Origin of the sequence: Grimontia sp. NTOU-MAR1 (genome assembly GCF_035758505.1) — a bacterium.
Lineage (GTDB): Bacteria > Pseudomonadota > Gammaproteobacteria > Enterobacterales > Vibrionaceae > Enterovibrio > Enterovibrio marinus.
On sequence record NZ_CP142108.1, the window covers coordinates 3,742,615 to 3,762,779 of the forward strand.

A 20,165-nucleotide genomic window follows, 5' to 3' on the forward strand; every position below is an offset into this window, starting at 1 on the left:
CTATTTACTTCTGAATAACTCCCTTACCTTTGTGGGATCTATTCTAGAAATCTTTTGTATAACATGAAGGTATTGTGACCTTTGATTGGTTCTGTAATAGACTTCTGCTGCACACTCCAAGAAATCAATGCATAGCCTTGGTTCCCACTCCTCTAACTTATAAGTATCTATAGCTGTTATTAATAACTCAAGCTGACACAATGAAAGTTCGAGATTTCCACTATTTAATGATGACTTTACTTGGTGGTAGATCTCTCTATATAAACTACTTTTTGATTTGCTTATTTCTAATCTTTTTGTCAGCTTCGATTCTGAATGCTCTGTAACTAAATGATTTTTATGTTGATATTTATTTTCTTTTTCTATCCAGTCTATAGTATCTAATTCGGCAAATGGTGTGCCGTCTGAAAAAGAGTAAAGATGAATACTTCCTATGTGGTCAATAAATTTAAGTAACTCTCGCTTTACTTGTTTGGCAATATCTATATGGTCTAGTTTCTTCAAGGCGATATAAGTGAATCTATTCAGATCTAGCCAATAAGGATACTGTAAAAGCTTAGATTCACTCGACTTTATCAGCTCTATCCAATTCTCAGAATCAAATAGCGTTTTTAATATTCTCTTATCATTGATATCAGGTGGTAATATACCTGTTTTATTTTCCTCTATAGTTGTTGGAGGAAGATATATATCGCTCCAGACCCCTATTCTTCTTAGCCTATAGTGCTTACTACTAAAAATATCGTTATCCATTATTTGTAAAGAAAGACTCTTCAATTGATTTAGATTGGCCTTTATCAATTTTTCGTGGCTTTCTGCACAGTAAAATTTCTCTACATTATTTTCCAGGCTCTCTTTAGGATAATGTACGCTATTTTCTGATTCTTTTTTTCCGACATCAATGGGATCGTATCCTAGTATGCTTGAACCTTCGTCGCAAACATTCTCAGAGATAGCAGAGTGTAAACAACTAATTAACCTCTGAGTTGGAATCAGCTGTGTGGTACTGTCAGAAAACTGTTCTTGTATTTTTTCTAAATCTTTTAAAAGGATAGAAGCTTTATCTCTACTTAATTCTTCTTTGTGCTTTGAAATCCAATCAATAGTTTTTTCTATCCACCAATCAAAGAATTTTTCATTTTTCTTTGATGTCTCTACTTTTACTTCTTTAACAAAGCCATCAAGAACATTATACGATTCTAAGATTGTTTGACATCCATGATTGTATAGCCTGGCTATAAACCAATAGGTTAAGATCTGAAGACTCTTGTCAAAATTTTCAAGTATATCATATGAATACTCTTCTACTTTTTTCCAGTCTATCTTCTTTTCTGGATTGATCTCGTTTAGCTTTCTTATTTCTTCTTTTACTAAATAATAGGAATTATTGTCATGTAACTCATCTAATGAGATTTTCTTGTCATCAGTAATCGGTTTTAGTATTCTCTCCATCGTCTTTCTTCACTTTCTTAATAACAGGGTAAAGTTATCTATTTGATTTATTTCAAGTAGACAGATGCTTGTATGGAGAACAATCTTCCTTTCGCTACCAATATTCAGACATAGACTACTTATCTCTCTTGCTTATTTGTAATTGCCCATGAGGGTCATGATTATAGAAGTGCTAAGTGGTGTGAGACTTAGAGGCACTCTATATAATCGCTTAAGCAAATGTCTAAAATAATATACTTTGCTTATATATGGTTTTTTAATAACTATTTACGTATTTAATTCCGCCTTAGGCTTCTATTTTTTATAAGTGAATTTCATGTCTTAAGAGTTGTTTACATTTATACAACAAAAATATCTTTTGATGTTGTGATTTTTTTTCTAGGTATCCGATATTCTAGTTCTAAAGTAATCAATCACTCATACTTTTATAAGCTGGTCTGGCGTCTTTTTGTATTAGCTATATTAGATGATAGTGTTGAAATATTTCATTTTGTTTATCTAAAACTCTAAATATTGACAGTGTTAAGGGTTATACATCTGTCGATGATAAAATTTTTGGCTGAAGTATGATATCCATCATGATAATTTGAAACTTTATGATTTGTGATTGAAAACGCATTTAATATGCGGCGAAATATTTTTTCCTAATGCTTCTATTTAACTTAATGAAAAATAAAAAGAAAATTTATACTGGTATGCTGATCACTTAAAAATTCACGGTATTTTCGACTATATAAATAAGGGGTAGGGAAGCGCTAATATCCACAAAGGAGATAACTTACATCAAGCAGGACACACGAGAATGCTCTTAAAGCTAAGAGCAGCTTATGTAAATAGAAATTGTTGTGGTAGGCAGCGCTCAATGTGTAAAGAGTTTTATACCATTGAACAGATTATTCTTGAGGGAGCGTTACTCTCAGGCTAGCGAATCCCCTCAAAATTCCTATTCCAAACAATAAGAAGGACGCGCACCGTACCCTTTGATCTAATGAATTTCGCCAAAAACCACATTCCACCAAGAGGAATTACCGATGCGCGATGTTCAGATCTTACTCGATACCTTAACTAATCAGTGTCCCACTATTCATAAAAAACGACTTCAATCTCTGCTACTTGCGACTGAGTCTGTACTCGATGGTGCTGACCTCACTCTTACCAAGCTCGGCCGTTCTCTCAATACCCGAACGACCACTAAGCACGCTATCAAGCGCATCGACAGACTACTGAGTAACAACCAATTACATCGCGAAAAGGAAGACATCTATAAGTGGCATGCCCGTCTAATTACTGGCGCCAACCCTTGTCCGGTTATCCTTGTTGATTGGTCTGATGTGCGTGAGCAACTCCGACATATGACGCTTCGTGCTTCTGTTGTCCTCGATGGCCGTGCCGTGACTTTGTATGAACAAGCCTTTGAATATAAGCAATATAATTCACCAAGTTCCCATCAGCGCTTTCTCGATAAGCTTCAAGATATTCTCCCCCAAGGCGCCACGCCCATTGTGATATCTGATGCGGGATCCCGGAACACCTGGTTTCGCCAAGTCCAACAAAAAGGCTGGTTCTGGATTGGTCGTGTGCGGGGGGAAGTCTCAATAAAACTCAACCGCCAAGATTGGCAATGCAACAAAGCGCTTTACCACAAAGCCACGAGTAAACCGAATGACCTCGGGAGATGCCAACTCGCGAAACGCTCTCCGCTCGCTTGCCAAGCATACATAGTAAAACAATCACCTAAAGGACGAAAAGCACTTCGTCATGCCCGCACAAACTCAAAACACACTGCCTCGAAAGTCTTCGCCAAAAGTGCTAATGACCCGTGGCTACTTGTCACTAATATCCCCAATTAAACCCTCCATGCTGTGCAGATAACCCGTTTATATGCCAAGAGAATGCAAATTGAAGAAGCCTTCAGAGACCTCAAAAGTACCGCCTATGGAAAAGCGTTGCGGCACAATAGAACCCGTTGTGTGAAGCGGCTAGATATCTTACTTCTCATCGCTTTACTGGCTGACATTCTTTTTTGGTGGAATGGCCTTATTGCCAGCCAAGCGAAATGGCACTTCCACTTTCAAGCGAACACCATCAAGCACCGCCGGGTGCTATCCATTCCTCGGCTGGGAAAGGAGGTCAGAAATCATCGACGTTATGATATCAACGAACAGCAATATCACTGGGCTATACTCGAATATCAAACGCTGGCACACAGTGCTGGGCTTGGAAAATTATGAGGGGATCCTTCAGACTCTCAGGTTAATGAGATTTTATGATTATTTGTCAAAGGTGGTTATCTTTCTTTCTGATTAGTTGTAAACGATAGCGTTAGTTTAATGTTTACAGATGATGCTGATTTTCTGGACCGGAAATGAAGAACATAAAGACTATTTGCTAATTGGAGCTATTAGCACTTAAACATGTTTCGCTTGGATTTTATCCTTTCTGTGTGATCCTATTCTTTGTGGACTCATTGATTTTTATATGTTTAATAGATGGCTATATGTTCACCAAATATGGTAATCGAGTGATGTTTTTACTTTGAGCTCCACCTTCTTTCGCTTAAGGTATGTCGAGTCTGAAGCTATTGGCAATAATGCTTTGAGGGCTTGAGAAAAGAGAGGAGAGAGGGGATGGCAGGTCATAGTAAATTCGCCAACATCAAACACCGTAAAGCAGCGCAAGATGCCAAGCGCGGTAAAATTTTCACCAAGCTGATTCGTGAAATCGTGGTGGCCGCTAAAGAAGGTGGGCCTGAGCCGGAAAACAATCCACGCTTGCGCGCAGCGATTGATAAAGCACTGTCAAACAACATGACCCGAGACACTGTTAACCGTGCTGTCACCCGTGGTGCTGGCGGTGAAGGTGAAGAGAACATGGAAACTGTGATCTATGAAGGTTACGGTCCAGCGGGTACTGCTGTCATGGTCGAGTGTATGACCGACAACCGTAACCGCACTGTATCTGGCGTCCGTCATGCGTTTTCTAAAGCAGGAGGTAACCTGGGCACAGATGGCAGCGTGAGCTACCTGTTCGACAAAAAAGGTGTTATTTCTTATGCGCCGGGTCTGGATGAAGACTCAGTGATTGAAGCGGCACTAGAAGGTGGTGCGGATGATATCGAAACTAACGAAGACGGTTCAATCGACGTTTATACAACACCTACAGAGTTCGGTACTGTGAAAGATGCGCTCGATGCTGCTGGGTATGAAGCGCAAAACGCAGAAGTGACGCTGATTCCTTCAACCAAAGCAGATTTGGACGAAACCACAGCCCCCAAACTACTTCGTCTGATTGACGCACTCGAAGATCTTGATGACGTTCAAGAGGTCTACCACAACGGCGATATTTCTGATGAAGTCGCAGCAACTCTGGAATAATCATACGTGGCTATTATTCTCGGGATTGACCCGGGTTCGCGGATCACTGGCTATGGCGTGATCCGACATCAAGGCAGACATTTGGAATACCTTGGCAGCGGTTGTATTCGTACGGACTGTGAAGATTTGGCAGGACGATTGGGTCAAATTTATGCCGGTGTCAGCGAAGTGATTACTCAGTTCCAGCCGGATACGTTTGCCATTGAGCAGGTGTTTATGGCACGAAATGCTGATTCGGCACTTAAGCTGGGTCAGGCACGCGGAAGTGCCATTGTGGCCGCCGTCAATGCAGGATTACCTGTTTCTGAATACGCAGCACGTTTGATCAAGCAGGCTGTGGTCGGCAAAGGCAGTGCAGATAAGAAGCAGGTTCAACACATGGTTGTTCATATGCTCAAACTGCCATCCACCCCTCAAGCCGATGCAGCCGACGCCTTGGCTGTGGCGATTTGTCATGCCCATACCAACCACACGCTGGTGGCGATGGCCGGGCAGGCGAAAAGTGCCAAGCGCGGACGCTATCGCTAGGTTGAGATCATGTCGAAGAAAGTAGCCAAATGGCTGCTTTTTTTATTTTTCAATCATCACGAATGTCTATTATCAAACTCCGCTGACAGTTATCACTAAATGGATTTAGTGTCTCAATCTTGGCGTGAATTTGATTAGAGAAATTCTCGCTCTTTTCTATCGTTGTTAATGGATATCGATATTTTGAACGGGGCCAAATATGAAATACCTTAAAACAGGCTTGTGTATCTTCATCGCATTTGTATTTATTCAATCGCTGTTCTTCAAGTTCTCTGGGTCACCGGAAACTGAGTTTATCTTCGGTACACTGGGTGAGTGGTCTGGGCTAGCTTGGTTCGGTAAATACGGCGCTTATATGGTAGGTATTGTGGAGTTGATAGCCTCTATTCTGCTGTTTACCCGTTTTCACGCATTGGGTGCTTTTTTAGCAGTTGGTACGATGACGGGCGCAATTTTCTTCCACTTGTTCACACCAATCGGTGTTGCGCAGCCAGCGTTTAATGAAGCAGGTGAGGTTGTTGGTAACGATGGCGGCACATTGTTTGTGATGGCATGTTTGGTCTGGCTGTCAGCGGCATTCTTGCTTTACCAAACAAGAAAGGGTGACAGAGAAGAAGTCGATTAATCTCATCTTGCTCTCTCGCTGATAACCGCAACTTGTTGTAACGTGTTAGCCAGTCAGCAAAAAAGCGAGAGAGTCATTATCTTGTCAGAGAAATATTCCCAACAATCTTCCAGCACGCGTTCAGTTCTGAAATGGATAGCGACATATTTATTGCCTTATCGGGGCAAAGTTATTGCCGCTGTATTTTTTCTCTTCCTTGGTTCCTTAAGCTGGCTGGCTCTTGGTCAGGCTGTGAAGCTTGTGGTCGATGAAGGCTTTCTTTCTGGTAATGCCACTGAGTTGAACAAATTAGTTTTGGTCATTCTGGGTATTACGGTTGTCAGCGGTTTTGCGACCTTCTGTCGTTTTTACCTGATGAGCTGGTTGGGCGAGCGTGTCAGTGCGGATATCCGAATGACGGTATATCACCATCTTCTAAAGCTCTCGCCTTCTTTTTACGCAAAAGAAAGAACCGGTGAAGTTATCAGTCGGTTTACCGCAGACACTACACTCCTGCAGACGGTAGTGGGTTCGAGCCTTTCGATGGCACTGCGTTCTGGCGTCTCTGTGATTGGTGGTCTAATAATGATGGCGTTCACCAGTATCACTTTAACAGGGCTAGTATTGCTGGCGGTCCCTGTGGTGCTGGTTCCTATTTTCGTGTTGGGAAGAAAAGTGCGTCGATTGGCACGTGTGAGTCAGAACAGGGTGGCTGACCTTGGTGCTCATGTGGATGAAACGCTACACGAAATTCGTACTGTTCAATCTTACAACCATGAAGATGCTGATGCACATCACTTCAATGGCCGTGTCGAGTCTGTTATGGATGCAGCCAAAATACGAATTCGCTATCGCGCAACGTTAATGGGGTCGGTGGTGTTTCTGTCTATTGTGGCCATTGTCTTGGTCACTTGGGTTGGTGCATTGAGCGTCTTGGATGGCTCATTGACCGCAGGCCAGTTGTCAGCCTTTATGTTTTATGCCTTGTTAGTGGCAGGTGGTGTGGCCACCATTGGCGAGGTAATTGGGGATATTCAACGTGCAGCAGGTGCGACTGAACGGCTAATTGAACTCTCACAAATGGAGCAGGATATTCAGGAGCCGCAGAGTCCGCGCCAATTGCTAGAACCGGTTGCCGGGGCTGTCCGTTTTGATAGTGTCTCTTTCTCCTATCCCGGTGACGAAAACCTCCCGGTATTTTATTCACTCTCTTTTGATGTAAAAGCGGGTGAGCGCATCGCGTTGGTTGGCCCAAGTGGGGCAGGGAAAAGTACGGTTTTTGCGCTGCTTCAACGCTTTTTTGATGTTCAGGAAGGGTACATTGATATTGATGGCGTCAGCATTTCAGACCTCTCAATTGAAACCTTGAGAAAGCAGTTTGCTCTGGTTCCGCAAGAATCGGTGATTTTCGCCACCACTGTGCTTGAGAATGTACGTTACGGTGTACCGGAAGCTGGAGAAGAAGCTGTGATAGCTGCATGTAAGGCGGCGAGAGCACATGACTTTATCGCCGAGTTTCCTGACGGTTACCATACTGAATTGGGTGAGCGGGGAGTCCGTCTTTCGGGAGGCCAAAAGCAGCGAATATCTATTGCACGCGCGATATTGGCAGACCGCCCTATTTTACTGTTGGATGAGGCAACCAGTGCCTTGGATGCGGTCAGTGAGCACAAAGTGAAATCAGCGCTTGATGAACTGATGTCGCACAAAACGTCGATAGTGATTGCTCACCGTTTAGCAACGGTCGTCAATGCAGACAAGATACTGGTAATGGACAAAGGGCAAATTGTCGCGACGGGAACACATGATGAATTGATGGATTCTTCTCCACTTTATCGTGAATTTGCCGCCTTGCAGCTAGTATCTGTTAATGACGAAACACCTATGAAAATTGTCGGTGAATGACGGGTGAGTTCCATTACCGGATCCATTGACTATACAGATGGGCACTCAGTTTGATGCTGTTTTGAAAACAACTCGAAAGGAGAGGGCTCAATAGAGATAACCCTTGCCTTCCTTAAGAATTCTCCGCCAAAGTGATCTCAGTCTTAAAATTTGACGTTCCAACTACAGTCACTCACGTTTAGTGGAGTTGAGTATGTCGGAGCTAGCCATAGACCTGGCGCGCATTCAGTTTGCGTTCACTGTGTCTTTTCACATTATCTTCCCTGCCTTTTCAATTGGGCTTGCAAGCTATATCACTGTGCTTGAAGCATTGCACCTGCGGACCAAACAACACCAATATCTCGAACTCTCCAAATATTGGACGAAGATTTTTGCGGTCACGTTTGGCATGGGTGTGGTGAGTGGTATCGTGATGAGTTACCAGTTCGGGACAAATTGGGGTGTCTTCTCCGACAAAACGGGCCCTGTGCTTGGCCCCTTGATGGGATATGAAGTGCTTACCGCTTTTTTCTTGGAAGCGGGCTTCCTCGGCATCATGCTGTTTGGGCGCGAGCGTGTGGGTCCAAAACTTCACTTTCTGGCCGTTGCTGTCGTTGCTTTCGGTACGTTGCTGTCCGCAACCTGGATTCTGTCCGTGAATAGTTGGATGCAAACCCCTGCGGGATTCGATTTCAACGACAAGGGCCAATTCGTCGTCACTGACTGGTTCGAAGTCGTATTTAATCCCTCTTTCCCCTACCGCCTCGTCCACATGGTCATTGCTGCTTACCTTACAACGGCTTTCATGGTGGCTGGCGTCGGTGCCTGGCATTTGTTGCGAGCGCCACACAATGAGCTAGGGCGGATAAGCCTATCCATGGGAATGTGGATGGCGGTATTGGTGACGCCTATCCAGATCGTCGCGGGCGATCTACACGGCCTTAATACGCTGGAACATCAGCCAATGAAAGTGGCCGCTATGGAAGGGCATTTTGATACCCAGAAAGGTGCGCCACTTATCTTGTTTGGTATTCCGAATGAGGAAACTGAAACGGTTGACTACAAAGTCGAAATCCCCAAATTAGGCAGCATTATCCTGACCCATTCTATTGATGGCGAAATAAAAGGCCTCAAGTCAGTCCCACCTGAAGAAAGGCCGCCCGTTGCAACTGTGTTCTGGAGTTTCAGAATCATGGTGGGCATTGGTTTCTTAATGTTGGGCATGGGACTGGTGTCGCTGTGGCTTCGCTATAAGAAAACCCTATACGAAACTCCTTGGTTCCTCCGAACCTGCGTGTATGCCGCGCCTTGCGGGTTTTTAGCGATATTAGCGGGTTGGGTGACCACAGAAGTGGGGCGTCAGCCTTATACCGTATACGGATTACTTAGAACGTCAGAATCTGTGTCACCCATTGATGCTAGTGCGGTCGGTGCTTCGCTCGCCGTGTTCGTCGTGGTTTACTTTGTCATATTTGGTGCGGGTATCTACTACTTACTGAAGCTGATGAGAAAATCGCCGTCGAAGTACGAGCAGGATTTGGATGGGCGTATTGTTACCCGGCTTTCACATGGTAATTCGACCAAAGATATTACCGTGAATCCGCAGCCCGCATCGGGTAAGGAGTCATAATGGATTACGCACTCATCTGGGCAGCGATAATCGCTTTTGCGGTATTCGCCTATGTCATTCTTGATGGCTTTGACCTAGGGGTTGGCATACTGTTTCCTTCGTTGACCGATGACGAAAAAGATGCCGCCATGAACTCCATCGCACCCATCTGGGATGGCAATGAAACCTGGCTCGTGCTTGGTGGCGGTGGGTTGTTTGCTGTATTCCCGCTGGCGTATGCCATCATCATGCCTGCTGTCTATGCGCCAATTATTGCGATGTTAATCGGACTCATATTTCGTGGTGTCGCGTTTGAATACCGTTATCGTACCAAAAAAGGCCGTTACCTCTGGGATTGGTCTTTCGCAGGTGGCTCGATGGTGGCGACGTTTTCTCAAGGGATGATACTCGGGACTTTGCTCCAAGGAATTGAAGTCGCAGACAGACAATACGCTGGGGGCTGGTTTGACTGGCTGACGCCTTTTTCGCTTTTTTGTGGTCTAGCAGTAACGGCGGGATATACCTTGCTTGGTGGCTGCTGGCTCCTTATAAAAACCACTGGTAGTATCGAAGAGAAGCTATTCATTAAGTGTAAAAAGCTCTCCTTGCTCTTCCTGGGCGCGATAGGTGTGGTGAGCGTTTGGTTGCCATTTATTTCAAGTGACATTGCCGCAAGATGGTTTACTTTCCCGAATGCCGCCGGCTTTTTCCTTATCCCTGCCATTTCAGCGCTTGCGGCCTATCAACTATGGAATGCATTAAGTACGCGAAGAGCTGGTGCGGCTTATTGCTGGACTCTGGTCATTTACCTGATGGCGTTTGCTGGCTTTGCTATCAGCATCTTCCCTTATATGGTGCCAAGAGCGGTGACACTCTGGGATGCCGCCGCGCCAGATAACAGCCTGATTTTCTTGTTTGCTGGAGCCGTGGTTCTTCTACCAATTATCATCATTTACTCTGCGTATTCCTATTGGGTGTTCCGCGGCAAGGTTAGAGCAGACGAGGGATACCATGAATAAACTAAGCAAAGCTTTTGCGTGGTTTGTCGGATTATGGATAGCAGGTGTACTGGCTGTGAGTGCGCTCGCTTATTTCATTCGCTACACCATGCAGTGGGTAGGATTAGTCTGATCGCATACCCATTTCAGGTACTCGCTGGGCTTTAAAACTGGATATCTATCCAGTTGTTCATTATCCTAATCACAATTATTAGCAACAATTTGAGTTTTGATTGTGATTGGCCGATTACGCGGAATTTTGCTTGAAAAGCAACCCCCTGAAATCCTGTTGGAAGTTAATGGCATAGGTTACGAAGTCAGTATGCCCATGAGCTGCTTCTACGAACTGCCAGAAGCGGGTGAAGAAGCGATTGTCTACACACATTTTGTGGTTCGTGAAGATGCACAGTTGCTTTATGGATTCAATACCACCATCGAGCGCGCCCTATTCCGTGAAGTGATAAAAGCCAATGGTGTGGGTCCGAAGCTGGGCCTCGCAATTCTTTCTGGTATGACGGCTACACAATTCGTTGACAGTGTAGAACGTGAAGATGTCTCGACACTGGTCAAAATCCCGGGTGTAGGTAAGAAAACGGCAGAGCGCCTGGTGATTGAAATGCGCGATCGCCTTAAAAACTGGCATGCCTTTGACCTTTTCACGCCTCATGCAGATGCTGCAGCACGTCGCGTAGCGAGCTATGAAACCGTTGTTGTTGCATCTAATGATCCGAAAGATGAAGCGATCAGTGCACTTATCGCGCTCGGTTACAAAGCCGCGCAGGCTGAGAAAGTGGTCAAGCAAGTGGCCGTTGATGGCATGAAGAGCGAAGCGATTATCCGTGATGCGCTGCGTTCAATGGTCTAACAGGGTGATTTGGAATGATTGAAGCTGATCGACTGATGGGCACGGTACCCCCGAGCCGTGAAGACGACGTCATTGACCGCGCCATTCGACCAAAGATGCTGTCGGATTATCAAGGTCAGGATCACGTCCGTAATCAAATGGAAATCTTTATTCATGCGGCACGTAAACGTGAAGAAGCCCTCGATCACTTGCTAATTTTTGGGCCTCCGGGTCTGGGTAAAACCACGCTGGCAAATATTGTCGCCAATGAGATGGAAGTGAATATTCGCACGACCTCAGGCCCTGTGTTGGAAAAAGCAGGAGACTTGGCTGCACTTCTGACCAATCTTGAGCCCAACGATGTGCTCTTCATCGACGAAATCCACCGTTTGAGCCCGGTCGTCGAAGAAGTCCTATACCCAGCAATGGAAGACTATCAGCTGGATATCATGATTGGCGAAGGTCCGGCTGCACGCTCCATCAAAATCGATTTGCCTCCCTTTACGCTGGTGGGAGCGACGACTCGGGCAGGCTCTCTGACTTCGCCACTGCGTGACCGCTTCGGGATTACTCAGCGCCTTGAGTATTACAACATTGCTGATCTTAAAGGTATTGTTCAACGCAGCGCGAATTGCCTGAATCTTGATATGGATGAGGAAGGAGCATTTGAAATCGCTCGTCGTGCTCGTGGAACACCACGTATTGCAAACCGCCTTCTTCGCCGCGTTCGTGACTATGCGGAAGTCAAAGCTGATGGTCGAATCAATGCAGATGTGGCCTCGAAAGCCTTAGATATGCTAGATGTCGACAACCAGGGCTTTGACTATATGGACCGCAAACTGCTCACCGCGATTATCGAGAAGTTTGATGGCGGTCCTGTGGGATTGGACAACCTCGCTGCGGCAATTGGCGAAGCCAAAGACACGATTGAAGATGTGCTTGAACCTTATTTGATACAACAAGGTTACCTGCAACGCACACCACGAGGGCGTATCGCAAGTCAGCGCGCTTATCTTCATTTTGGTTTTGATATGCCTGAGTGACAAAAGGTCACTATCCGCTTCTTTTCAAAGGCTGGCTTCTTGCCAGCCTTTGCTATTTTTTCCCTCTGAACAATACTTCTAGTGCAATAAGTTCGTGCCAGTGGGTCGCATGTTCTTGCAAGTAGGTCGCAGGACGTAGCGCTTGCTCATTAGCGTTTTGTTTTGATCTGGATCTTGAATTCAAACGATTTGAACAACCGAAGTTGATTATTTTGACAGCAATCAATGTGTGATTGCTCCAAATGCTTTGAAGCCCATCGCGAGAATGTTTAGTATTAGCTAGCACTATATTAGGAGATGCTTAACAAAATCCTAACCAGTGCGGCACATTCGTGCAACATAAAAAGGGATGGCTGTTTACACGGTCCCCGTAGGGAAGCTCAGTGAAGCGCGGGCTATAAGGCTCGCAGGTGATTAAGCATTTACTTAACGATACGTAAGTGTCGTGCGTCAGTCAGCCTGACGATGAAGGAGTTACTATGTTAACTGATATTGTTGATCTGTCGCGGTTCCAGTTTGCACTGACTGCGATGTATCACTTCTTGTTTGTCCCACTGACTCTGGGTATGGCGTTTCTGCTAGCCATCATGGAGTCTCTGTATGTGATGACCGATAAGCAAATCTACAAGGACATGACCAAGTTCTGGGGTAAGCTGTTTGGTATTAACTTCGCGTTGGGCGTCGCTACCGGCCTCACCATGGAGTTCCAGTTTGGTACTAACTGGGCATACTATTCTCACTATGTCGGCGATATTTTCGGTGCTCCTCTGGCTATCGAAGCGCTGATGGCCTTCTTCCTGGAATCTACTCTTGTAGGTATGTTCTTCTTCGGTTGGGACCGTCTCTCCAAGCGCCAACACCTTACCGTCACTTGGCTAACTGCCATTGGCTCCAACTTTTCAGCGCTATGGATCCTTGTTGCAAACGGCTGGATGCAAAACCCTGTGGGTGCTGAGTTCAACTTCGAAAGCATGCGAATGGAAATGGTGAGCTTTGCTGAAGTTGTGCTTAACCCTGTTGCTCAGGTGAAATTTGTTCACACTGTGGCAGCTGGCTACACAACAGGTGCTATGTTTGTGCTTGGTATAAGTGCTTACTATCTCCTTAAAGGCCGTGATGTGGCGTTTGCTCGCCGTTCATTCGCTATCGCTGCGTCATTTGGTATGGCGGGAATCCTGTCTACTATCGTACTGGGTGATGAATCTGGTTATGAGTTGGGTGATGTTCAGAAAGTAAAACTGGCGGCGATCGAAGCGGAGTGGCACACAGAGCCAGCACCAGCAGCGTTCACCGTATTTGGTTTCCCTAACCAAGAAACCATGGAAACGGACTACGCGATTAAGATCCCGTACGTGATGGGAATCATCGCAACGCGTTCTTTAGATAAGCAAGTGACCGGTCTACATGACATTGTTGATGAGCACGAAGCACGTATCCGTAACGGTATGATTGCTTATGGTTTGCTTGAAAAACTGCGTGCAGGTGAAAGAACGCCTGAAAACCTGGCTGCGTTTGACGACGTGAAGAAAGACCTTGGCTTTGGTCTGCTCCTGAAAGAACAAACACCAAATGTTGTTGATGCGACAGAAGCACAAATCAAACAAGCGGCGCAAGACTCTATTCCTCAGGTAGCACCGCTATTCTGGAGCTTCCGTATCATGGTCGCTTGTGGTTTCGCAATGCTGTTTATCTTCGGTATGTCCTTCTACCAAACTTGTCGCCAGAAAATCGACGAAAAACCGTGGCTTCTGAAACTGGCGGTATTGGGTATTCCATTGCCATGGATTGCCTGTGAAGCAGGCTGGTTCGTTGCTGAATATGGTCGTCAGCCATGGGCGGTGGGTGAAATTCTGCCAGTACACATGGCAGCATCCAATCTTCCTGCGTCAGAAATCATCACTTCTTTGGTTGCCATCGTTACACTGTACACAGTGTTCCTGATTGCTGAAGTATACCTGATGGTTAAATTCGCGCGCTTAGGCCCTAGCAGCCTAAAAACAGGCCGTTATCACTTTGAAACGCTAAAGACCCCGGAAACGGATCTTGCGCGTCAAGTTGAAGCATAAGGAGAGCGTGAAACATGTTTGAATACGAGATTCTACGCCTGATCTGGTGGGTACTGATTGGTGTTTTGTTGATTGGCTTCGCCATTACCGATGGCTTTGATATGGGTGTCGGCGCCTTGTTACCAGTTATTGGTAAAACCGATAACGAGCGCCGTGTGATGATTAACTCAATAGCGCCTCACTGGGATGGTAACCAAGTTTGGCTGGTCACCGCTGGTGGTGCATTGTTTGCGGCATGGCCTCTGGTCTACGCGGTGTCATTCTCAGGCTTCTATTTGGCGATGATTCTGACGCTGGCCGCATTATGGCTCCGTCCAATTGGTTTCGACTACCGTTCAAAAATTGAAGACCCACGCTGGCGTAAAACCTGGGATAAAGGCATTTTTGTGGGTAGCTTCGTGCCGCCTATCATCTTCGGCGTCGCTTTCGGTAACCTATTGCAAGGTGTACCGTTTGAACTGAACGAGTTCCTGATACCAACTTACCGTGGTTCTTTCTTTGGTTTGTTGAATCCGTTTGCGATTCTATGTGGTCTGGTAAGCTTGTTCATGATCGTGACGCAAGGCGCGACTTATCTTCAGATGAAAACCACCGATGCGCTGCATGTTCGTGCACGTAACGTGGCACAGATATCTGCGATTCTGACTGCGGTATGTTTCGCACTTGCCGGCTTCTGGGCTCAAAGCATTGAAGGCTATGTGATCACAAGCGAAATCATGACCAATGCAACGTCGAACCCATTGAACAAAGAAGTGATGACCTTAACCGGTGCACTGTTCAATAACTACGAAGCTTATCCACTACTATGGGTTGCACCGGCGTTGGCGGTATTTATGCCGCTGTTGGTTGCCGTATGTGCGCGTTTCGAGCGTGACGGTTTTGCGTTCTTGTTCAACAGCTTTGCGATTGCAGGCGTGATTTTGACAGCAGGTTTTGCGATGTTCCCATTCGTGATGCCTTCCAGCCTGTTCCCAGCTCATAGCCTAACGATGTGGGATGCTACATCAAGCGAGTTGACGCTGAACATTATGACGGGCGTTGCGATTGTGATGGTGCCAATCATTCTGTCTTACACCGCATGGTGTTACTACAAGATGTTTGGCCGTCTTGATGAAAAGTTCATCGAAGAAAACAAAACCTCACTGTACTAAGAGAAGGAAGGAGTTAACCATGTGGTATTTCGCTTGGATTCTAGGTGTATTGCTGGCGTGCTCGTTCGGTATTATCAATGCGCTTTGGTTAGAACACACTGAAGCCATGGATCGTGACAGTGAAGAGTAACTTCACGACTATGTTGGACGGTCTCCATGACCGTCTTCATATCCGTGCGCTCATGCTGTTGTCGCTGGCAATGGCGCTCACATGTGGCGGGTTAGTCATATGGGACCCTCAGACATTTGCAGATAAAATTGGTGGCTTTACTGTTGCTAATGGTCCCGCACTGATTTGGGCAACCTGTACCGGAATGATTCACGGTATGGCGTTCAAGCCAAGATTCTGGCTTTGGCAGCTTGTTTTCTTTCCACCGTTTGCGTGGGTGGTGATGGGGGTTGTCTTAGTAAAGGCATTCCTTTGACATCCCATTTTCATAAACTGTCACCGACAGCCCGGCTTAAAACAGCCGGGCTGTTTTATTTTGCGCCATTCGTGACCAGCCTCGTCGCTTGGCGCTTTTATTACACTGAGTAAGTCAGTTATAGTATTTCGCTAAACCTTACTATGGATTTCAGGTAATTATCAGGATGAGGAGTCACCATCCGTTTTGCTGGCCTGTTCGCATCTACTACGAAGACACTGATACCGGTGGGATCGTCTATCATGCGAACTACCTCAAATACTTTGAGCGTGCGCGAACAGAACTTCTGCGCAGCATTGGTGTCCATCAACATACGTTATTTGAAGAACATACGGCGTTTGTCGTACGTCATATGGACATCGATTTCCTTAAAGGCGCAAGGCTTGACGAAGAACTTATCGTTCAAACAACGGTACCTGATATTCGTCGCGCTACCCTCACATTCTGTCAAGATTTGGTGAATTCAGAAGGCGATGTGTTGTGTCGTGCCACCGTTAAGGTAGCCTGTGTCGATTCTGAGAAAATGAAGCCGAAATCCATCCCTAAATCGATTCAATCGGAGATTTTAAGTGAGCGCTGAACTTTCAATTCTTGATCTGTTCTTGCAGGCGAGTCTGCTGGTTAAAGCAGTGATGTTGGTTCTGCTGGGCATGTCTGTAGTGTCTTGGGCAATGATCATTAAGCGTTCGCAGGTGCTTTCAGAGGCGTCATCGAAAGCAGAGCGTTTTGAAGACCGTTTCTGGTCTGGTATGGACTTGTCTCAACTATTCCAAGAAGTGCAGGCGCGCAAAGACAACCTGTCAGGCAGTGAGCAAATCTTCTACTCAGGCTTTAAAGAGTTTGCCCGTCTTCACCGCAGCAATGGCAAAGTGCCAGAAGCTGTGATGGAAGGCACTTCCCGAGCAATGCGCGTTTCTCTTTCAAAAGAAGTGGAATCGCTGGAAACCAATCTGCCATTCCTTGCAACCGTTGGTTCAATTACGCCTTACATCGGCCTGTTTGGTACCGTTTGGGGCATCATGCATGCATTTATCGCTTTGGGTGCTGTGAAGCAGGCAACACTGGCAATGGTAGCACCGGGTATTGCAGAGGCGCTGGTGGCAACAGCGATGGGTCTATTTGCCGCTATCCCAGCTGTTATGGCGTACAACCGATTTACCGCGAAAGTGGGTAAGCTTGAGAACAACTATATCAACTTCATGGAAGAGTTTTCGAGCATTCTCCACCGCCAGGCGTTTGCTTCACCGAAGGAGTAATGTATGCCTTACCAGCGTAAACGGCGGAAAATGAACGCCGAAATCAACGTGGTGCCATACATTGACGTGATGTTGGTACTCTTGATTATCTTTATGGTAACTGCACCTTTTGTCACGCAGGGCGTGGATGTGGATCTCCCACAAACGTCGACGGCGAAAACCGCCGCGGAGCTTGCAAAAGAAGAGGACAGCGGTGCATTTATCATCGTAGAAGTTGATCAAAATGGTGGTTTGGGACTTTCAGTGAATAATGGAGACATGCAACGCGGTCTGTCACTTCAGGATCTGCTTATCCGTGTGAAGGCAGAGCTGGAAATTAACCCAAAATCACCTGTGTTGGTCGGTGGTGATGGGCGCGTGCCGTATTCAGAAATCATTCTCACCTTGGATGCATTGAACCAAGCTGGGGTTTCATCAGTGGGCTTGATGACGGAACCGCTTGATTCATGAGAGATGGAATGAAGAAAACTCAAAAGTCGGGCTATACGGGCGCAACCTTCGTTTCTGTATTGTTACACGCCGCATTGTTCGGTGTTTTACTTTGGGGGGCAGACTTTACGAAAGTCTCCCACCAACCTGTCGGGCAAAGTATTGAGGCTGTGGTTATCGACCCGAGTGTAGTGAATGAGCAGGCGAGAAAGATCCGTCAACAGCGGGACGAAGCTAAACGTCAGGAAGACGATCGTCTTCGCCGTCTAGAACAACAAGCTGACTTGCTCGAGCAGCAACGCGAGCAGGAAGAAAAACGCCTGCGTGAGCTGAGAGCAGAAAAGCTAGCCGCTGAAAAAGAGGCTCGAGAAGCGGAAGTCGAGCGTAAGCGAATTGCTGATGCCAAGAGAAAAGCTGCTGAAGAGCAACGTAAAGCAGAAGAAGCTACGCGCATTGCTCAGGAAAAAGCAGCAGCGGCTGAAGCTGAACGTGTTCGTCGTGTAGAGGAGCAACGCAAAGCGGAAGAAGCGGCGAAGAAAGCAGAAGCAGACCGTCAACGCGCCGTGGAAGAGCAGCGTAAAGCTGAGGAAGAACGTCAACGTAAACTGGCTGAAAAGCAGCGTGCTGAAGAAGAAGCACGCAAAGCGGAAGAAGAACGCCAACGTAAGTTAGCCGAGAAGAAAAAAGCCGAAGAGGAAGCCCGTAAAGCAGAAGCTGCGCGCAAAGAAGCTGAGCGCAAAGCTGCAGAAGCTCAGCGGAAGCAGGCAGAGCAGGAGGCTGCCCTCAACGAGCTTTTTAGCGGTCTCGAGTCGGAATCTGAAAGCAGGGGATCGGCTCGAGGGCAACAGGTTTCAAATGAAGTTGCTCGCTATATGGGTATTTACAAAGACATGATCTCTCGTAAATACAACAGAGATGCTGTGCCTGATGGGCAAGGCTGTGAAGTTAGATTGACACTGTCTGGAACTGGGTTAGTGTTGGACGTTCAAGAGTTGAGCGGAAATGCTAGAGCTTGTCGAGCCGCGAGTTCGGCAATTTTTGCTGTCGGCACTTTTCCAATGTCTGAAGACGACGCAGTAAGAGAACAATTTAGAGCGTTTACCTTTGAGTTCAGGCCAAATGATTAGAGGATTTTAGATGCTGAAACGATTTCTTGTAAGTGCATTCGCCACTTTTCTTGCATTCTCCCCTCCGGCTTTTGCCGAGCTTAGAATCGTGATTACAGAGGGCATCAGTTCCGCGCGCCCAATTGCCATTGTTCCTTTTAAATGGGAAGGCGAAGGTAAACTTCCTACGGATGTTTCAGCGGTCGTTGCTTCGGATTTACAGCGAAGCGGTAAGTTTAGCCCGATACCAATCGACAAAATGCCACAAACGCCATACAACGATGAGCAGATCGATTTTAATGACTGGACTGCAATGGGTGTGGATGCGCTGGTGACAGGCACTATCAGCCCAGCGGCAGATGGTAAGTACCTGATTACCTATCAGTTGATTGATATTGTTCGTGGCCAATTGACGGGCGGCCAGAGCAAAGGGCTTTCTGAAACCGGCGAACTGGTGCTGACCAAAGATCATCTGTTGTTGAACAACCGCAAAGTCGTTGGAAATAATCAACTTCGCCAGTATGCACATCGTATTTCTGATCTGGTTTATGAAAAGCTTACCGGAGAAAAAGGTGCGTTTTTGACTCGCATCGCCTACGTGGTTATTGACGACAAAGCAGAACACCCATACCAATTACGTATCGCCGACTACGATGGCTACAACGAGCTACTGGTACTCCGTTCCAAGCAGCCCTTGATGTCACCAACTTGGTCCCCAGATGGAAAGCAACTGGCTTATGTGAGTTTCGAGAACGGTCAGGCGCAAGTTTTCCTGATGAACATCTACACTGGTGAACGTGAAATGATTTCGTCATTCCCACGTCACAACGGTTCTCCACGCTTCTCTCCGGACGGGAGCAAGCTGGCGTTGGTGTTGTCCAAAACCGGTAGTCTTCAAGTTTATGTGATGGACTTGAAAACCCGTAAACTGGAGCAAATCACCAAAGGTCGTGCGAATAACACGGAACCATTCTGGGATCCAGACGGGCAGTCTTTGATCTTTACCTCAGACCGGGGTGGTAAACCACAGATTTATCGAGTAAATTTAGCCGATGGTTCTACCAATAGGATTACTTGGCAAGGTAGTCAGAACCTCGGCGGTCAACTTACCCCGGATGGTAGATACCTGGTGATGGTTCACCGCTCTGACTCAGGCTACAACATTGCAAAACAAGATTTGCAAACGGGTGCTGTTGAGATTCTAACGAAAACTATGTTGGACGAATCTCCAAGCTTGGCGCCAAACGGCGGTATGGTCATTTACAGCTCAGTTTACGGGCGTAATAATGTGCTTTCTTTGGTGTCCATTGATGGACGCTTCAAAGCGAGACTACCAGCTACCAATGGCAGGGTGAGAGCCCCAGCATGGTCCCCGTTCCAATAAACATTTGCGCTT

19 protein-coding genes and 1 pseudogene are annotated in these 20,165 nt (G+C 46.3%); 19 read left to right on the forward strand and 1 reads right to left on the reverse strand.

The features are described 5' to 3' along the window. Entirely contained in the window at window positions 1-1,452 is a 1,452-nt protein-coding gene (locus tag VP504_RS17340; RefSeq protein WP_325892263.1) for a TssA family type VI secretion system protein, read from the reverse strand. A 1,031-nt stretch (window positions 1,453-2,483) separates the two neighbouring features. On the opposite strand from VP504_RS17340, the pseudogene VP504_RS17345 reads away from it, so the two are divergent. The 19 genes and pseudogenes from VP504_RS17345 to tolB all read left to right on the forward strand — a co-directional run bounded on the left by VP504_RS17345 (window position 2,484) and on the right by tolB (window position 20,153). Beyond that, window positions 2,484-3,683: pseudogene (locus VP504_RS17345) on the forward strand (IS4 family transposase). 396 nt (window positions 3,684-4,079) lie between these two features. Next, complete coding sequence (locus VP504_RS17350) at window positions 4,080-4,826, forward strand: YebC/PmpR family DNA-binding transcriptional regulator (RefSeq protein WP_325892264.1); 747 nt, start codon at window positions 4,080-4,082, stop codon at window positions 4,824-4,826. 6 nt (window positions 4,827-4,832) lie between these two features. Beyond that, window positions 4,833-5,354, forward strand: coding sequence for a crossover junction endodeoxyribonuclease RuvC (gene ruvC, locus VP504_RS17355; RefSeq protein ID WP_325892265.1), 522 nt, complete (start codon window positions 4,833-4,835; stop codon window positions 5,352-5,354). A gap of 199 nt (window positions 5,355-5,553) precedes the next feature. Continuing rightward, window positions 5,554-5,979: a hypothetical protein gene (locus VP504_RS17360; protein ID WP_325892266.1), complete on the forward strand. Its 426-nt coding sequence runs from the start codon at window positions 5,554-5,556 to the stop codon at window positions 5,977-5,979. A gap of 81 nt (window positions 5,980-6,060) precedes the next feature. Further along, window positions 6,061-7,863 carry an ABC transporter transmembrane domain-containing protein gene (locus tag VP504_RS17365; protein WP_325892267.1) on the forward strand — a complete coding sequence of 601 codons (1,803 nt, stop codon included), beginning with the start codon at window positions 6,061-6,063 and terminating at the stop codon, window positions 7,861-7,863. A 193-nt stretch (window positions 7,864-8,056) separates the two neighbouring features. Next, on the forward strand, window positions 8,057-9,472 hold the full coding sequence (locus VP504_RS17370) for a cytochrome ubiquinol oxidase subunit I (RefSeq protein ID WP_325892268.1): 1,416 nt from the start codon (window positions 8,057-8,059) through the stop codon (window positions 9,470-9,472). Beyond that, the gene (gene cydB / locus VP504_RS17375; RefSeq protein ID WP_325892269.1) at window positions 9,472-10,470 is read left to right on the forward strand and encodes a cytochrome d ubiquinol oxidase subunit II; all 999 of its coding nucleotides are present in this window, start codon (window positions 9,472-9,474) and stop codon (window positions 10,468-10,470) included. The genes VP504_RS17370 and cydB (VP504_RS17375) overlap by 1 nt, the downstream gene beginning before the upstream one ends. Next, window positions 10,463-10,582, forward strand: a complete 120-nt coding sequence (locus VP504_RS17380; RefSeq protein WP_325892270.1) for a DUF2474 family protein — start codon at window positions 10,463-10,465, stop codon at window positions 10,580-10,582. Before cydB (VP504_RS17375) ends, VP504_RS17380 begins: the two co-directional genes overlap by 8 nt. A 102-nt stretch (window positions 10,583-10,684) precedes the next feature. Further along, complete coding sequence (ruvA, locus tag VP504_RS17385) at window positions 10,685-11,314, forward strand: Holliday junction branch migration protein RuvA (RefSeq protein ID WP_325892272.1); 630 nt, start codon at window positions 10,685-10,687, stop codon at window positions 11,312-11,314. A 14-nt stretch (window positions 11,315-11,328) separates the two neighbouring features. Next, the gene (ruvB, locus tag VP504_RS17390) at window positions 11,329-12,336 is read left to right on the forward strand and encodes a Holliday junction branch migration DNA helicase RuvB (protein WP_325892273.1); all 1,008 of its coding nucleotides are present in this window, start codon (window positions 11,329-11,331) and stop codon (window positions 12,334-12,336) included. 479 nt (window positions 12,337-12,815) lie between these two features. Further along, window positions 12,816-14,402, forward strand: a complete 1,587-nt coding sequence (cydA, locus tag VP504_RS17395; RefSeq protein WP_062710883.1) for a cytochrome ubiquinol oxidase subunit I — start codon at window positions 12,816-12,818, stop codon at window positions 14,400-14,402. Window positions 14,403-14,416: 14 nt separating this feature from the next. Continuing rightward, complete coding sequence (gene cydB / locus VP504_RS17400; protein ID WP_325892274.1) at window positions 14,417-15,553, forward strand: cytochrome d ubiquinol oxidase subunit II; 1,137 nt, start codon at window positions 14,417-14,419, stop codon at window positions 15,551-15,553. Between the two features lie 19 nt (window positions 15,554-15,572). Then, complete coding sequence (cydX, locus tag VP504_RS17405) at window positions 15,573-15,683, forward strand: cytochrome bd-I oxidase subunit CydX (RefSeq protein WP_039849945.1); 111 nt, start codon at window positions 15,573-15,575, stop codon at window positions 15,681-15,683. A gap of 10 nt (window positions 15,684-15,693) precedes the next feature. After that, window positions 15,694-15,978, forward strand: a complete 285-nt coding sequence (locus VP504_RS17410; protein ID WP_062710890.1) for a cyd operon YbgE family protein — start codon at window positions 15,694-15,696, stop codon at window positions 15,976-15,978. A gap of 166 nt (window positions 15,979-16,144) precedes the next feature. Further along, on the forward strand, window positions 16,145-16,558 hold the full coding sequence (ybgC, locus tag VP504_RS17415) for a tol-pal system-associated acyl-CoA thioesterase (protein WP_062710893.1): 414 nt from the start codon (window positions 16,145-16,147) through the stop codon (window positions 16,556-16,558). Beyond that, a complete protein-coding gene (gene tolQ, locus VP504_RS17420) occupies window positions 16,548-17,234 on the forward strand; it encodes a protein TolQ (protein WP_046306749.1) in 687 nt (228 codons plus the stop codon). The genes ybgC and tolQ overlap by 11 nt, the downstream gene beginning before the upstream one ends. Window positions 17,235-17,237: 3 nt before the next feature. Then, window positions 17,238-17,684 (forward strand): protein TolR, encoded by a 447-nt coding sequence (gene tolR / locus VP504_RS17425; protein ID WP_062710895.1) that lies wholly within the window; start codon window positions 17,238-17,240, stop codon window positions 17,682-17,684. Window positions 17,685-17,692: 8 nt separating this feature from the next. After that, window positions 17,693-18,790, forward strand: coding sequence for a cell envelope integrity protein TolA (gene tolA / locus VP504_RS17430; protein ID WP_325892276.1), 1,098 nt, complete (start codon window positions 17,693-17,695; stop codon window positions 18,788-18,790). Window positions 18,791-18,800: 10 nt separating this feature from the next. After that, the gene (gene tolB / locus VP504_RS17435; protein ID WP_325892277.1) at window positions 18,801-20,153 is read left to right on the forward strand and encodes a Tol-Pal system beta propeller repeat protein TolB; all 1,353 of its coding nucleotides are present in this window, start codon (window positions 18,801-18,803) and stop codon (window positions 20,151-20,153) included. The last annotated feature ends 12 nt before the right edge of the window (window positions 20,154-20,165 follow it).